Source organism: Dietzia papillomatosis NBRC 105045 (assembly GCF_001570845.1).
Classification (GTDB): Bacteria; Actinomycetota; Actinomycetes; order Mycobacteriales; family Mycobacteriaceae; genus Dietzia; species Dietzia cinnamea.
Window position 1 is genome coordinate 25,454 of sequence record NZ_BCSL01000022.1, and the last position, 14,296, is coordinate 39,749.

Consider the following 14,296-nt stretch of genomic DNA (forward strand, 5'->3'; position numbering starts at 1 on the left):
GATCAGGCGTGGACCGGCGCAGCCGTCTTCTGACGGACCTCGTCGATCGTGACGTCGGGCGCCAGCTCCACCAGGCGGAAGCCCTCCTCGGTGATGTCGAGGACGCACAGATCGGTCACGACCCGCTGGACGCAGGCCTTTCCGGTGTACGGGAGGGTGTTCTCCTCCATGAGCTTGAGATCGCCCTTACGGGTGACGTGGTCCATCATCACGATCACACGGCCGGCACCGTGGACGAGGTCCATGGCACCGCCCATCCCCTTGACCATCGCGCCCGGGATCATCCAGTTGCTCAGGTCGCCGTGCTGCGAGACCTGCATCGCACCCAGCACCGCCACGTCGACGTGACCGCCCCGGATCATGGCGAACGAGTCCGAGGAGCCGAAGAACGCCGCGCCGGGTGCGGCGGTGATCGTCTCCTTGCCGGCGTTGATCATCTCGGGGTCCAGCTGTTCGCGGGTCGGGTAGGGGCCGACGCCCAGGATCCCGTTCTCCGAGTGGAGGGTGACGCGCACGCCCTCGGGGAGGTAGTCGGGGATCAGCGTCGGCATCCCGATACCGAGGTTGACGTACTGGCCGTCGGTGAAGTCCGCGGCGATCCGGGCGGCCATCTGCTCATGGGTCCAGCTCATGACTGATCCTCCCCCTTGCTGCTGAGCTTCTCGATCTCCACGCCGGTCTCCTGGCGTCCGACCTCGACGATGCGCTGGACGAAGATGCCGGGCAGGTGGACGTCGGCGGGGTCGATCTCGCCCTCGCGGACGACCTCCTCGGCCTGGACGATCGTGACCCGGCCGGCCATGGCCGCATCCGGGTTGAAGTTGCGGGCGGTCCCCCGGAACTGCAGGTTGCCGGCAGTGTCCGCCCGGTGCGCGTGCACCAGGGCGAAGTCGGTGACGATGGCCCGCTCGAGGACGTACTGCTCGCCGTCGAAGACCCGCACCTCCTTCGGCTCGGAGGCCACGGCCACTCCACCGTCACCGTCGTAGCGCAGCGGCAGGCCGCCCTCGGCGACCATCGTGCCGACGCCCGCCGGGGTGTAGAAGGCGGGGATGCCCGCGCCGCCGGCGCGCATGCGCTCGGCGAGTGTGCCCTGAGGGGTGAGCTCCACTTCGAGTTCGCCCGACAGGTACTGCCGGGCGAACTCCTTGTTGGCGCCCACGTACGAGGCGGTGGTCCGGGTGATACGACGCGCCTCCAACAGTTTGCCGAGGCCGAAGCCGTCGGTACCGCAGTTGTTGCTCACCGTCTTCAGATCGCCCGCGCCCTGGTCGAGGAGCGCATCGATGAGGACGGCGGGGATGCCGACCAGACCGAAACCTCCCACGGCGAGGGACGCGCCGTCCGGGATGTCCGCGACCGCCTCGGCGGCCGAGGAATAGATCTTGTTGGTCATGTCACACACGATAGCGCGTGTTCGCATCTTGTACAAACGTTCGCCCTTCGCACCACTTCGGCGTATCGTGGAACGCATGAGGGCGCGGATCGAGCCCGCCCGGGGTCCCGGGCGCGGCTTCGAACAGCCCACGAACGCTGATCGAGGAAAGGACGAGTCCATGCCCGCCACCCTGTCCCACGAGGTCAGCGGACCCCGCTCCGCGGACACCCCCGTCGTCGCCCTGCTCGGATCGCTCGGTTCCGATCGCTCCATGTGGGACGCACAGGTCAGCGACCTCGCACGTGACCACACCGTGGTGGCGATCGACCACCGCGGCCACGGTGGGTCGGAGGTCGTGCCCGGACCGTGCACCATCGCCGATCTCGCCGGCGACGTCACCGCCCTCCTCGACTCGCTCTCGATCGACCGGTTCCACGTCGTCGGCCTCTCCCTGGGCGGCGCGGTGGCACAGTGGCTCGCCGTCCACGAGGCCCCGCGGGTGCGGTCGGCGGCCCTGCTGTGCACGGCGGCCAGGTTCGGCGAGCCGGCCGGGTGGGTCGAGCGGGCCACCGCCGTTCGCGAGGGCGGGACCGCCGCTGTCGCCGACGCCGTCGTCGCCCGGTGGATCACCTCCGCGCGCGCGGAGGCCGACCCCGAGCTGGTGACCCGGCTCCGCGAGATGGTCCTCGCCACCCCGGCCGAGGGGTACGCGGCGGCCTGCGACGCCCTGTCCGGTTGGGACAACCGCGCCGATCTCGGCCGCATCACCTGCCCCACCCTCGTGCTCGCCGGTGACGAGGACCCCTCGACCCCGCCCGAGGTGCTCGAGGAGATCGCCGACGGGGTGCCGGGCTCGGAGTTCGTCACCCTCTCCCCCGCCGCGCACGTCCCCACCGTCGAGATCCCCGAGCGCGTCACCGAGCAGCTGCGGGCCCATCTGACCGCCGCCGGGCAGAAGGAGTCGGAGTGACACGCGGCGATGTCGTGGGCACCTCCGCGGGTTCCACGGTCGAGTCCGACCGCTCGGCGTCCCCCGACTTCGTCCAATCCCTCGCCCGCGGACTGTCGGTGATCCGCGCGTTCGACGCCCGCCGGCCCCGACAGAGCCTCAGTGACGTCGCGCGCAACACCGGTCTGACCCGTGCGACCGCCCGCCGTTTCCTGCACACGCTCGTCGAGCTCGGTTACGTCGACACCGCCGATTCCGTCTTCTGGTTGACCCCCCGGGTTCTCGACCTCGGCTACAGCTACCTGTCCGCTCTCCCCCTGACCGACCTCGCGCAGCCGCACCTGGAGAAGCTCAGCTCCCGACTGGGCGAGTCGTCGTCGGTCGCGGTGCTCGACGGCGCCGACATCGTCTACGTCGGCCGCGTCCAGGTCCGCCGGATCATGACCATCGGCATCACCATCGGGACCCGGTTCCCCGCGTACGCGACCTCGATGGGGCGGGTCCTGCTCGCGGCCCTTCCCGCCGAGGATCTCGACGCCTACCTCGACGCGACGGATCTGCGGGCGCTGACCCCTCACGGGCTCGCCGAGGAGGGTGCACTGCGCGCCGAACTGTCGCGGGTGGCCGAACAGGGCTGGTGCGTGGTCGACCAGGAGCTCGAACCCGGCCTCCGCTCGGTCGCGGCTCCGGTCCACGACCGCAACGGCGCGGTCCGGGCCGCGCTCAACGTCTCCACCCATGCCGCCAGATACTCCCCCGAGCAACTCCACGACGAGCTCATCCCCGAACTGCTGGCCACGGCGCGCGCGCTGTCGGCCGATCTCGCCATCGTCAACCGCTGACCCCGACCCGAGGAGCACCCATGCGTGATGTCGTCATCTGCCAACCCCTACGCACCCCCGTCGGACGCTTCGGAGGGGTGTTCCGCGACCTCGACGCGAACACCCTCGCGACCGGCCTGCTCACCGCTCTGGTCGAGCGCACCGGTCTGACCGGCGCCGACGTCGACGACGTCATTCTGGGCCAGGGCTCACCGAGCGGCGAAGGACCGGCGATCGGACGCATCGCCGCGCTCGACTCCCCGCTCGGGATCGACGTGCCGGGCATGCAGCTCGACCGTCGCTGCGGTTCCGGCCTCCAGGCGATCATCACGGGCGCGCTCCAGGTGGCCTCAGGCGGCGTGGATCTCCTGGTGGCCGGTGGCGTGGAGTCCATGAGCCAGGTGGAGTTCTATGCCAGCCCGTCCCCCAGGTGGGGGATCAAGGGCGACGGGATCTCTCTGGTCGATCGCCTGGGCCGGGCCCGCACGACCGTCGGCGGGCTGTCCCACGTCATCGACGGCGGGATGATCGAGACCGCCGAGAACCTCCGACGCGAGTACGGGATCGGCCGCGAGGAACAGGATCGCCTGGCCGTCCAGTCACACCAGCGGGCGGTCGCCGCACAGCAGTCCGGCGTGTTCGGCGAGGAGATCGTCCCGGTCACCGTCCCGCAGCGGAAGGGCGACAACCTGGTCGTGGACACCGACGAGCACCCGCGTGCGGATTCCAGCGTGGAGGCCCTCGCTAAGCTGCGCCCGATCATGGGTCGTTCGGACTCCGAGGCCACCGTCACCGCCGGCAACGCCTCCGGTCAGAACGACGGCGCCGCGATGTGCGTGGTGACCACCGCCGACAGGGCGGCCGCTCTCGGCCTGACCCCGATCGTGCGTCTGGCCTCCTGGGCCGTCGCGGGCGTCGCCCCGGAGACCATGGGCATCGGCCCGGTCCCCGCGACCGCCAAGGCGCTCGACCGGTTGGGCCTCACGCTGGCCGACATGGACGTCATCGAACTCAACGAGGCGTTCGCCGCCCAGGCTCTGGCCGTCATGCGTGAGTGGGACATCGACCCCGCCTCCGAGCACCTCAACCCGCACGGTTCCGGCATCTCTCTCGGCCATCCCGTCGGCGCGACCGGCGCCCGGATGCTCGCCACCCTCTCGCGCGAGATGGTCCGCCGCGACGCGCAGTGGGGCCTGGAGACCATGTGCATCGGCGGCGGCCAGGGCCTCGCCGCCGTGTTCGAGCGGGTCTGACGCCGGCGCCGCGACCGCGGCCGACCATCCGGGAGCGCCGGGCCCCCGGAGTGCCGGACCCCGGTGTGCCGGACCCCGGTGCGCCGGGCCCTACGAGCGCCCCGGGAAGGCCGCGCCCGGGCATTCCGCCAGCGCGGGTGCGGCCGGTTGTGCTGCGCCCTCGACCCGCGCTGGCGGAAAGGTCCGTTCCCGCAGCGCACCCCCGGGATTTCCGTACAGAGGGGCAGCGTGAGCCGTGGAGCCAGCGCACTTCGCGGGGGTCGCGCTGCGCCTCTGCCCGCTGCAGTCGCGGAGAGGGAGGCACCCCGACCAGCTCGTCGGGCACCCGGCGCCTAGCGTCCGGCGCCCGGCGCCCGATGCCAGGAACAGCGCGGCCGGTGCCAGGAACAGCGCGCCCGGCGCCGGGCCCGCCTGAGAGACGACGACGCCCCCGGGGGGGGTGGACCGCGTGTTCCGCGCTCCGCCCCGGGGGCGTCCGTCATGTCGCCGTCAGCCGTCGATCCGCGACGGGTGCCGGGTCAGGGCCATGACCTCCATGTCCATGTACGGGAATAGCGGGAGTCCCTGGAGCAGCTCGTGGAGCTCATCGGCCGACTCGACGTCGAAGATGCTGATGTTCGAGTACTGGCCGACGATGCGCCAGAGCTCCTTCCACTTTCCCGAACGCTGCAGCTCCTGGCTGTACGCCTTCTCGCGCGCCACCGTCTCGGCGCGCACCTCCGGGTCCAGGTCGTGCGGTATCTTGACGTCCATCCGGACGTGGAACAGTGCCATTGTCGGCCTCTCCTTCTTGTCTGTGGTGTGGGTCGCGCGAGTGTCTGTGGTGCGGGTCGCGCGGTGATCAGCGGCGGGTGAACCGCTCGACCGCGTCGTGGTCGAGCTCTACGCCGAGTCCCGGCCCCTCCGGGAGGTGCACGCGGCCCTCCTCGTAGCGGATCGGCGTGGTGACGTATGTCTCGGCCAGCAGCAGCGGGCCGAAGAGCTCCGAGCCGTAGTTGAAGCCGGGCTCGGCGCAGGCCAGGTGAAGTGAGGCGACCGTGCCGATCGGCCCCTCCAGGGAGGTGGCGGCGTGGCAGGCGATCCCGGCCGCGCGGGCGATGGCGACCGTCTCCTTGCCCCGGGTCAGACCGCCGAGCTTCGTGGTCTTGACCGCGATGACCCCGGCGGCGTCCCGGCGGGCCACCTCGAGCGCGTCATGCGGCGACTGGACCGACTCGTCGGCCATGAACTGCACCGGCAGGGACCGGTTGAGCTCGGCGAGCACCTCGACCTGCTCGGTGGGGGTCGGCTGCTCGATGAGCTCGATCCCGGCCTCCACCAGCGCGGGCAGGTGGACGTTGGCGGTGAAGCGGTCCCAGCGGGCGTTGATGTCGACCCGCAGGCCGGCGCGACCGTTCAGCCGCTCCGCGAGCGCCGCGATCCGGGCCACGTCCTCCGCCGGCTCCAGCGCACCCATCTTCAGCTTGAAGGTGCGGTGCCGGTCCGCCGCCATGAGCTCGTCGATCTCCTCGACCATCTCCTCGAGCGGCATGGCACCGAGCGCCCAGGTGCACTCGATCGAGTCACGCACCGCGCCGCCGAGGAGCGAGCGCACCGGCACGTCGAGCGAGCGCGCCCACGCGTCGAACATGGCGATCTCGAGGGCGGCCTTGGCGAAGCGTCCCCGCGCGACGACGCCCTCCATCGCCTCGAGCACGGCGGGGACCTCGTCCACCCGCCGGCCCACGGCGACCGGGGCGAGGTACTTCTCGACCAGCACCTGCATGGTCTCGGCCGACTCGCCGCCCCACCAGGGTCCGCCCGGCGTCACGCCCTCGCCGTACCCCACGACACCGGCCTCCGTGGTCACGGAGACGAGCAGGATCGACTGGGCGGTGGCGGTGGTCGTCGCGAACTTGTGTGGCCGGATGAGCGGCACGTCGAGGATCCGCGTCTCCACGGAACGGATGGTCAGGTCAGACATGGGGGTCCTTTGCTGGGTCGGCCGGTGAACCGCCGAGGCCCCGGTCGCTCGTGGCGACCGGGGCTGACGGAGTGATACTGCGCGTGTCGGGGCCGGTCAGGCCACGTAGCGCTTCTCGGAGACGGGATCCAGCACGAAGTCGTACTCGACCTCGTCGATGCCGTCGGCATTGGGCTTCGGGTGCAGGATGAGCTCGGGCTTGACGGCGCCGGCGACGTCGTCGTCGACCCACTGGCCGCCCTCGAAGTACAGCTGGGTGGTAATGAGGCGCTTGCCCGGGGCCGTCACCTTGAGGTGAAGGTGCGCGGGACGCCACGGGTGCCCGCCGTAGCTGGCGATGAACTCCCCGGTCGGGCCGTCGTGCGGGATCTGGTACGGCGCCGGCTGGACCGTGGTGATGTGGAAGTGACCCTCGGCGTCGGTGGAGAAGGTGGCGCGCAGGTTCCACTCCGGGATCCCCAGGCCGTCGTCGAACTGCGAGTAGTAGCCGTCGGAATCGGCGTGCCACAGCTCGACCGTGGCGCCCTCGATGCCCTTGCCGTCCAGGTCGCGGACCTGGCCGCGGAAGATGAACTTGGTCCCCTTCTCGTCCTCACGCATCGGCATGACGCCCTTCGAGCCCAGGTTCGGGGCGTCCGGCACGTAGTACGGGCCCTCGATGGACCCCTTGGTGCCACTGAAGATCCGGCTGTTGGAGTCCTCGATGAAGTGCTCGAGGAAGACGTCCAGCCACAGCGGCCACTCGCCGCCTTCGCCGACCTCGATGAGCCACTGCTTGAGGACGCGGTACTCGTCGTAGGTGACCTCGTGCTCGTAGATGACCTCGGACAGCTTGGTCAGCACGTCCTTGTAGATGGCGGCCGCACGCTCCTTGGAGGTGTCGGAGGTGAAACGGTTGCCCTTGAACTTGTCCGTCGCGGCGTTTCCGGAGCCGGCGGCGCTCGGGACTGCGGTGCTGGTCATGACGCTCCTCGAGTGGTGTCGGATGAGGTGTGGATCGGACCGGCTGGCCCGGTCGATGTCCCTACTGTGCGCTGTATCTGATGTGTCGTCAATCACGAGCCTCAACACCTATAGAGTACGAATCGTGCGCTTCGCGAACAGCGGGGCGATGAAGTCGCAGGTCGCCGCAGTGGACCGTGGTCCGCGTTCGGCATACGAACACTGAGCACCTAGGTATGACTAGGAGGTCCCCTAGTGTGATCGACCGCACATGCTGGCACGGTGGGGTGACAACGGCAGGAGGCCGCACAGCGGCCGGAACCGATCACGCTAGGAGCCCTCGATGTCAGATCGACTCGACCACGTCCAGGCCACCCTCGAGACCGCCCTCGAGGACCGGCCCGAAGACGGCATCATCCGCGCCAACCGCCGCATCTTCACCGATGAGGAGATCTTCGAACTCGAGATGAAGCACATCTTCGAGGGCAACTGGGTCTACCTCGCCCACGAGAGCCAGATCCCCGAGGTGGGCGACTACTTCACTACCGACATCGGCCGCCAGCCGGTCGTGATCACGCGCGGCAAGGACGGACAACTCAACTGCCTCATCAACGCCTGCTCCCACCGCGGCGCGATGCTGTGCCGCCGGAAGACGGACAACCGCACGACCCTCACCTGCCCGTTCCACGGCTGGACGTTCTCCAACTCCGGTGAGCTCCTCAAGGTCAAGGATCCCCGCGACGCCGGCTACCCCGAGCAGTTCAACAAGGACGGCTCGCACGACCTGCGTCGCGTGGCCCGCTTCGAGAGCTACCGCGGCTTCCTGTTCGGCAGCCTCAACCCGGACGTGCTGCCGCTCGAGGAGCACCTCGGGGACAGCACGGTCATCATCGACATGCTGGTCGACCAGTCCCCCGAGGGGCTGGAGGTGCTGCGCGGGTCGTCGACCTACACCTACGACGGCAACTGGAAGCTGCAGGCCGAGAACGGTGCCGACGGTTACCACGTCTCGGCCACCCACTGGAACTACGCGGCGACCACCGCCCGTCGTGGTTCGGGTGAGTCCAAGAACGAGACCAAGGCCATGGACGCCGGCACCTGGGGCAAGCAGGGCGGCGGCTACTGGTCGTTCGAGCACGGCCACCTCCTGCTGTGGATGTGGTGGGGCAACCCCGAGGACCGTCCGCTGTGGGACCGCCGGCAGGAGCTCGCCGACCAGATCGGCGAGAAGAAGGCCGAGTTCATGGTGGGCGCCTCCCGCAACCTGTGCCTGTACCCGAACGTCTACCTGATGGATCAGTTCTCCAGCCAGATCCGGCACTTCAAGCCGATCTCGGTCGACAAGACCGAGGTGACGATCTACTGCATCGCGCCCAAGGGCGAGAGCGCCGAGGCCCGGGCCGCCCGCATCCGGCAGTACGAGGACTTCTTCAACGCCACCGGCATGGCCACCCCGGACGATCTGGAGGAGTTCCGCTCCTGCCAGAAGACCTACCTGGCCGACGCCGCGCCGTGGAACGACATGACCCGCGGCAGCACCCACCAGATCACCGGCCCGGACGAGACCGCCCGCGGCCTGGGTATGGAGAACGTGCTGTCCTCCGGTGCCAAGACCGAGGACGAGGGCCTGTACCCGATCCAGCACGCCTACTGGGTCGAGACGATGCAGCGGGCACTCGAGGCCGAGAAGGCCGCGCGCGAGGCCGACGAGCAGGGGGCGGGCGCTCCCGGTCGTGCGCCGCAGCACGCGACGGTCTCCGCCGACGCCTGAGCCGACCGCACCCACGCCCCACCGACTCCTACGCCCCAAGAAAGGCATGATCATGTCCGCACCCGCCGTGGCGTCGATCTCCATCGATGAGATCTCCGCCTTCCTGTTCCGCGAGGCACGCCTGCTCGACGACCGCCAGTTCGAGCAGTGGATCGAGTGCTACCGCGAGGACGCCATGTACTGGATGCCCGCCTGGGACGACGACGGCGAGCTCACCACCGACCCGTACTCGGAGATCTCGCTGATCTTCTACCCCAACCGGGCCGGGATCGAGGACCGGGTGTTCCGCATCCGGACCGACCGGTCGTCGGCCACCTCCCTGCCCGAGCCGCGCACGAACCACCTCATCAGCAACATCGAGGTGCTCGACCGCCGGCCCGGTGAGGTGGACGTCCGCTTCAACTGGATCTCGTCGTACTTCCGCTACAAGACCACGGACCAGTACTTCGGCACGTCGTTCTACACCCTGGACGTCACCGGTGAGTCCCCGCTGATCACCTACAAGAAGGTCGTCCTGAAGAACGACTACATCCACCACATCGTGGACGTCTACATGGTGTGACACCCACACCCCGCGCCGGCGCCCGCCCCACGGGCGCCGGCACCCACCCGGTCGCCGCGCGCGGCCGACCAGCCAGCGACCAGGAGTAAGACCCATGAGCTACCAGGTAGCCCTGAGCTTCGAGGACGGGGTGACGCGCTTCATCAACTGTGGCCCGTCGGAGACCGTCGCCGACGCCTCGTACAAGGCCCGGATCAACATCCCCCTCGACTGCCGTGACGGCGCGTGCGGGACGTGCAAGTCCCTGTGCGAGTCCGGCGAGTACGACGGCGGCGACTACATCGACGACGCGCTCACCGAGGACGAGGCCGCGGCCGGCTACTGCCTGCCGTGTCAGATGGTGCCGCGCTCGGACCTGGTCGTGCAGATCCCCACCACCTCGGACGTCGCCAAGACCGCCGCCGCCGCGCACCCCGCGACGGTGACGGCGGTCGAGCGGCTCGCCGAGGGCGCGTTCGCGCTCACGGTCGAGCTGGACGATCGGGACGCCCTGGCCTTCCTGCCCGGCCAGTACGTCAACATCGCCGTGCCCGGGACCGATCAGACGCGCTCGTACTCGTTCTCCACCGGCGCCGACTCGACCCACCTGTCGTTCCTCATCAAGTACGCGCCGGGCGGCGCCATGTCGGAATACCTCGCGCAGCGCTGCGCGGTGGGCGACCGGCTGGAGCTCACCGGGCCGATGGGCAGCTTCTTCCTCCGCGAGTCCGATCGCCCGCTGCTGCTGCTGGCCGGCGGGACCGGGCTGGCGCCCGTGCTGTCCATCCTCGAGACTCTCGCCGCGGCCGGCACGACCGACCGCCCGATCCACCTCATCTACGGCACGTCCTTCGACACCGACGTCGTCTACACCGACCTGCTCGACGAGTTCACCACCCGCATCCCCAGGATGACCTGGGACCTGGTCGTCGCCGACCCGGAGACCGTCCACCCCAACAGCGGGTACGTCACGAGCCTGATCCGCCCGGAGCACCTCCACGACGGCACCACCGACATCTACCTGTGCGGCCCGCCGCCGATGGTCGAGGCCGTGCGCGGGTTCCTGGACGACGAGGGTCTGCAGGTCACGCACTTCTACTACGAGAAGTTCACCCCTGCCGCCGCGGCGCCGGCCACACCGGCCCCGGCCGCGACGGGCACCGAACCGGCGGAGCCGGTGGAGGAGGCGGCCCTCGTCGTCGAACCCTCCACCTCCACGCCGGCCACGGGAACGGACACGGACAGCGGCGAGACCGCCGGGTCCGGCACCGACGGCGCCGCCGCCGGTCAGGCCGAGGAGCGCGCGGTCACCCCCGCGGCCCCCACAGCGCCCGCCGCCTCGGCTGCGCCGGCCTCGGCCACGCCCGCACCGGCTGTGCCGCTCGTCGCGCGACGGCCCGGCGAGCCGGTCCCCGCCATCGAGGCCCGGCCCGTGGGCTACGCACCGCCGGCCCCGGGCGGCCACCCGGCCCCCGCGGCCACCTCGGCGGAACGGCCGGCGCCCATCGCCACCCGCCCGGTCGGCTACACCCCGCCCGCGCCCGGACTGTTCCCCGCGCCGGTCGCGGCGTCCGAGCCCGAGGCCCCGATCGCCGCCCGCCCCGTCGGCTACACCCCGCCGCAGGTCACCCTCGCGCCCTCGACCGGGACGACCGCCTCGAACGCGGCCGCCACCATCTCGCTGGCCGGCGGCAACCGCTCCGAGACCATCACCTCGGGACCCGGCGTCGTCAGCGGCGAGATCCACCCCGCGATCCGCCACTCCGACGCCCAGTTCGACGCCCGCATGGCTCTCGAGCTCGGCGTGGTCGAGCTGACGATGGGCCGCCTCGACGCCGCGCGGCTCGCCGAGTTCCGGATGCTCGCCGAGTCGGCCAACCAGTACATCGAGGGCGACCACTTCCTCGACCCCGAGCGGTTCACCGCCGCCAACGCCCAGTTCCACGAGTTCCTCTTCCGCTGCACCGGCAACGACTCGCTGCTGCAGGCCTACCGCATGCTGGAGGTGACCCAGGTGATGAACAGCGTCCTGCCGGACGCCCGCTGGGTGTCCGAGGAGATCGTCCCCGAGCACCTGGAGATCGTGGTCGCGTTCGAGAACAACGACCGCGACGCGGCGCGGTACCTCATCCGCCGCCACACCGAACACGCCAAGACCACCATGCGCACGGCCCTGGACCAGCAGGCCGCCGACCAGGGGTCCGTGGGGGCGGCGTCGTGAGCGCGCCCGTCGGCGAGTACGACCCCGTGCCCCCGGTGCTGTCCCCCGGCCGCTTCGCCGGGCGGTCGGTGCTCATCACCGGCGCCGTCCAGGGCATCGGCCGCGCCGTCGCCGACCGGGTGGTCCGCGAGGGCGGACTCGTCACCGTCGTCGACCGCGCCGACCTCATCACCGAGGTGGCCGACGAGCTGACCGCGGTGTCCCCGGACGGCCACCGTGTGGTCCCCGTCGAGGCGGACCTGGAGACGTTCGAGGGCGCACGGTCCGCGGCGGAGGCCGCGCTCGGCGCACACGGCCGGATCGACACGCTCATCAACAACGTCGGAGGGACCATCTGGGCCCGCCCGTACCACGAGTACTCGGCCGAGCAGATCGAGGCCGAGGTCCGCCGGTCGCTGTTCCCCACGCTGTGGATGTGCCGCGCCGTCCTGCCGTCGATGGTCTCCGCCGGCGCGGGCACGATCGTCAACGTCTCCTCCGTCGCCACCCGCGGGGTCAACCGGGTCCCCTACGCCGCGTCCAAGGGCGGGGTCAACGGCCTGACCTCGGCGCTCGCCTTCGAGGCGGCGCCCCACGGGGTCCGGGTGGTGGCCACCGCCCCCGGCGGCACACTGGCCCCCGAGCGGAAGGTCTCCCGCGGCGGCGACGCCCGCACCGAGGAGGAGAAGACCTGGTACTCGCAGATCGTCGAGCAGACGGTCGACTCCACGGTGATGGGCCGCTACGGGACCCTCCTCGAGCAGGCCGCCCCGATCTGCTTCCTCGCGTCCGAGGAGGCCTCCTACATCACCGGATCCGTCCTGCCGGTCGCCGGCGGCGACCAGGGCTGACCGGCCGCGTCCCTCCCCCTCCCGGGCCGGGCGGCCCTCCCGCCCGGCCCGGCCCATCCGACCGTCCCCGCCCGGTCCGACCCTCCCCCCGCCCGGCCCCACTCTCCCGACCGTCCTCGCACCGATCCTCACACCGGCACCCCTGCCACCACCGAACGGAGCCCTCCCGTGTCCTCCAGCCCTCCCGCGTCCTCCGGGCCGCCCGCACCCACCATCCCGTCGGCCCCGACCAGCCGCGCCTCCGACGTGTGGGAATCCCCCGCCCACCGCCGGACCGTCTACGGCGTCCTCGCCGTGGTCGCACTGGCCATCCTGTTCGACGGCTACGACCTCGTGGTCTACGGCGCGGTCCTTCCGACCCTCATGGCCGACCCCTCCCAGATCGGCGAGCTCGGCGCCGCCCAGGCCGGTGCGCTCGGCTCGTACGCGCTCATCGGCGTGATGATCGGCGCGCTCAGCGCGGGCGCGGTCGGCGACCGCATCGGCCGGCGCCGCATCATGCTCGGCGCGATCGCCTGGTTCTCCATCGGTATGGCCGCCACCGCGTTCGCCCGGGACATCACGACGTTCGGCGTCCTGCGCCTGCTCACCGGCCTCGGGATCGGCGCGATCGTCGCCACGGCCGGCGCGATCATCGCCGAGTTCGCCCCCGCCGGCCGACGCAACCTGTTCAACGCCGTGGTCTACAGCGGCATCCCCGCGGGCGGCGTCCTCGCCTCCGCCCTGGCGATGGCTCTGCGCGACCATATCGGCTGGCGCGGCCTGTTCCTCATCGGCGCCCTTCCGCTGGTGCTGCTCCTGCCGTACGCCTGGTACGCGTTGCCCGAGTCCCCGCGCTGGCTGGCCTCCCGCGGCCACACCGCGCGCGCCGCACGGATCTGCGGGGCCACCGGCCTGCCGGCGGAGATGGCGCGGACGGAGGGCGTGCCCCTCACCGCGGGCACGTCGACGGGGACGGGGGACGACGACGAGGTGGGCACCCGCACCGGCTTCGCCGCCCTGCTGTCGCCCCGCTACCGTCTGGGCACGGCGCTCCTGGGCTTCATGAGCTTCGCCGGGCTCCTGCTGACGTACGGCCTGAACACCTGGCTGCCCACGATCATGGAGAACTACGGGATCGACGCCACGAGCTCGCTGGGATTCCTGCTGGTGCTCAACGGCGGTGCGATCGTCGGTGGCCTGGCCGCGTCCTGGCTCGCGGATCGCCACGGCCCGCGGGTGATCGTCGCCTGCTCGTTCGTGCTGGCCACGCTCGCTCTGGTCGCCATCACGGTCTCCCCGCCGCTCGTCCTGGTGGTGGTACTCGTCGCGGCCGCCGGCATGGGCACGATCGGTACCCAGGTCCTGCTCTACGGTTTCGTCTCGAACTACTACGAGACCAGTGCCCGCGCGGCGGGTGTCGCCTGGTGCGCCGGCTTCGGTCGCCTGGGCGGGATCCTCGGTCCGGTGATCGGCGGATTCCTCGTCGCGGCCGGCTTGGAGGCCGACACGTCCTTCCTGGTGTTCGGCGGCATCGCGCTCGTGGGTGCGACCCTCACGCTGGCCGTGCCCCGCTCCCCCGGACTGCCCGAGCCCACCCCGGCGCCGGTGCCCGTCGCCTCCGCGGGGTCGGACCTACGCTGAGCGC

At 71.0% G+C, this 14,296-nt stretch carries 13 protein-coding genes; 8 read left to right on the forward strand and 5 right to left on the reverse strand.

The genetic code is table 11. The features are described 5' to 3' along the window. Window positions 1-2 precede the first annotated feature (2 nt). On the reverse strand, window positions 3-632 hold the full coding sequence (locus DPA01S_RS09455) for a 3-oxoacid CoA-transferase subunit B (protein WP_007628956.1): 630 nt from the start codon (window positions 630-632) through the stop codon (window positions 3-5). After that, entirely contained in the window at window positions 629-1,396 is a 768-nt protein-coding gene (locus DPA01S_RS09460; protein WP_061915686.1) for a CoA transferase subunit A, read from the reverse strand. The genes DPA01S_RS09455 and DPA01S_RS09460 overlap by 4 nt, the downstream gene beginning before the upstream one ends. Before the next feature lie 160 nt (window positions 1,397-1,556). On the opposite strand from DPA01S_RS09460, the gene pcaD reads away from it, so the two are divergent. From pcaD to DPA01S_RS09475, 3 genes are read left to right on the forward strand one after another with little or no spacing between them, the layout of a single operon-like run. Next, the gene (pcaD, locus tag DPA01S_RS09465; RefSeq protein WP_232303093.1) at window positions 1,557-2,348 is read left to right on the forward strand and encodes a 3-oxoadipate enol-lactonase; all 792 of its coding nucleotides are present in this window, start codon (window positions 1,557-1,559) and stop codon (window positions 2,346-2,348) included. A gap of 14 nt (window positions 2,349-2,362) precedes the next feature. Beyond that, window positions 2,363-3,169 carry an IclR family transcriptional regulator gene (locus DPA01S_RS09470; RefSeq protein WP_153038745.1) on the forward strand — a complete coding sequence of 269 codons (807 nt, stop codon included), beginning with the start codon at window positions 2,363-2,365 and terminating at the stop codon, window positions 3,167-3,169. A gap of 20 nt (window positions 3,170-3,189) precedes the next feature. Next, a complete protein-coding gene (locus DPA01S_RS09475; protein ID WP_061915695.1) occupies window positions 3,190-4,401 on the forward strand; it encodes an acetyl-CoA C-acetyltransferase in 1,212 nt (403 codons plus the stop codon). A gap of 489 nt (window positions 4,402-4,890) precedes the next feature. Here the strand turns inward: DPA01S_RS09475 and catC are convergent, their stop codons facing one another. The 3 genes from catC to catA all read right to left on the reverse strand — a co-directional run bounded on the left by catC (window position 4,891) and on the right by catA (window position 7,327). After that, complete coding sequence (gene catC, locus DPA01S_RS09480) at window positions 4,891-5,175, reverse strand: muconolactone Delta-isomerase (protein WP_007628967.1); 285 nt, start codon at window positions 5,173-5,175, stop codon at window positions 4,891-4,893. A 67-nt stretch (window positions 5,176-5,242) separates the two neighbouring features. Further along, window positions 5,243-6,364, reverse strand: a complete 1,122-nt coding sequence (locus DPA01S_RS09485; RefSeq protein WP_061915698.1) for a muconate/chloromuconate family cycloisomerase — start codon at window positions 6,362-6,364, stop codon at window positions 5,243-5,245. A 96-nt stretch (window positions 6,365-6,460) separates the two neighbouring features. Then, window positions 6,461-7,327 carry a catechol 1,2-dioxygenase gene (gene catA / locus DPA01S_RS09490; RefSeq protein WP_061915703.1) on the reverse strand — a complete coding sequence of 289 codons (867 nt, stop codon included), beginning with the start codon at window positions 7,325-7,327 and terminating at the stop codon, window positions 6,461-6,463. A 322-nt stretch (window positions 7,328-7,649) separates the two neighbouring features. Here catA and benA point away from each other — a divergent pair, with 322 nt between their 5' ends. From benA to DPA01S_RS09515, 5 genes are all read left to right on the forward strand, one after another. Continuing rightward, window positions 7,650-9,077 carry a benzoate 1,2-dioxygenase large subunit gene (gene benA, locus DPA01S_RS09495; protein ID WP_061915706.1) on the forward strand — a complete coding sequence of 476 codons (1,428 nt, stop codon included), beginning with the start codon at window positions 7,650-7,652 and terminating at the stop codon, window positions 9,075-9,077. Between the two features lie 52 nt (window positions 9,078-9,129). Then, window positions 9,130-9,639, forward strand: coding sequence for a benzoate 1,2-dioxygenase small subunit (gene benB / locus DPA01S_RS09500; protein WP_043567173.1), 510 nt, complete (start codon window positions 9,130-9,132; stop codon window positions 9,637-9,639). A 94-nt stretch (window positions 9,640-9,733) separates the two neighbouring features. Further along, the gene (benC, locus tag DPA01S_RS09505) at window positions 9,734-11,839 is read left to right on the forward strand and encodes a benzoate 1,2-dioxygenase electron transfer component BenC (protein ID WP_061915709.1); all 2,106 of its coding nucleotides are present in this window, start codon (window positions 9,734-9,736) and stop codon (window positions 11,837-11,839) included. Next, window positions 11,836-12,669 (forward strand): 1,6-dihydroxycyclohexa-2,4-diene-1-carboxylate dehydrogenase, encoded by an 834-nt coding sequence (locus DPA01S_RS09510; RefSeq protein ID WP_198150741.1) that lies wholly within the window; start codon window positions 11,836-11,838, stop codon window positions 12,667-12,669. Before benC ends, DPA01S_RS09510 begins: the two co-directional genes overlap by 4 nt. Before the next feature lie 213 nt (window positions 12,670-12,882). After that, complete coding sequence (locus tag DPA01S_RS09515; RefSeq protein ID WP_198150742.1) at window positions 12,883-14,292, forward strand: MFS transporter; 1,410 nt, start codon at window positions 12,883-12,885, stop codon at window positions 14,290-14,292. The last annotated feature ends 4 nt before the right edge of the window (window positions 14,293-14,296 follow it).

What these genes read in the sequence shown, in the direction of transcription:
- DPA01S_RS09455 (WP_007628956.1), bottom strand. Translation starts at nt 632, where the DNA reads ATGAGCTGGACCCATGAGCAGATGGCCGCCCGGATCGCCGCGGACTTC.
- DPA01S_RS09460 (WP_061915686.1), bottom strand. Translation starts at nt 1,396, where the DNA reads ATGACCAACAAGATCTATTCCTCGGCCGCCGAGGCGGTCGCGGACATC.
- pcaD (WP_232303093.1), top strand. Translation starts at nt 1,557, where the DNA reads ATGCCCGCCACCCTGTCCCACGAGGTCAGCGGACCCCGCTCCGCGGAC.
- DPA01S_RS09475 (WP_061915695.1), top strand. Translation starts at nt 3,190, where the DNA reads ATGCGTGATGTCGTCATCTGCCAACCCCTACGCACCCCCGTCGGACGC.
- catC (WP_007628967.1), bottom strand. Translation starts at nt 5,175, where the DNA reads ATGGCACTGTTCCACGTCCGGATGGACGTCAAGATACCGCACGACCTG.
- DPA01S_RS09485 (WP_061915698.1), bottom strand. Translation starts at nt 6,364, where the DNA reads ATGTCTGACCTGACCATCCGTTCCGTGGAGACGCGGATCCTCGACGTG.
- catA (WP_061915703.1), bottom strand. Translation starts at nt 7,327, where the DNA reads ATGACCAGCACCGCAGTCCCGAGCGCCGCCGGCTCCGGAAACGCCGCG.
- benA (WP_061915706.1), top strand. Translation starts at nt 7,650, where the DNA reads ATGTCAGATCGACTCGACCACGTCCAGGCCACCCTCGAGACCGCCCTC.
- benB (WP_043567173.1), top strand. Translation starts at nt 9,130, where the DNA reads ATGTCCGCACCCGCCGTGGCGTCGATCTCCATCGATGAGATCTCCGCC.
- benC (WP_061915709.1), top strand. Translation starts at nt 9,734, where the DNA reads ATGAGCTACCAGGTAGCCCTGAGCTTCGAGGACGGGGTGACGCGCTTC.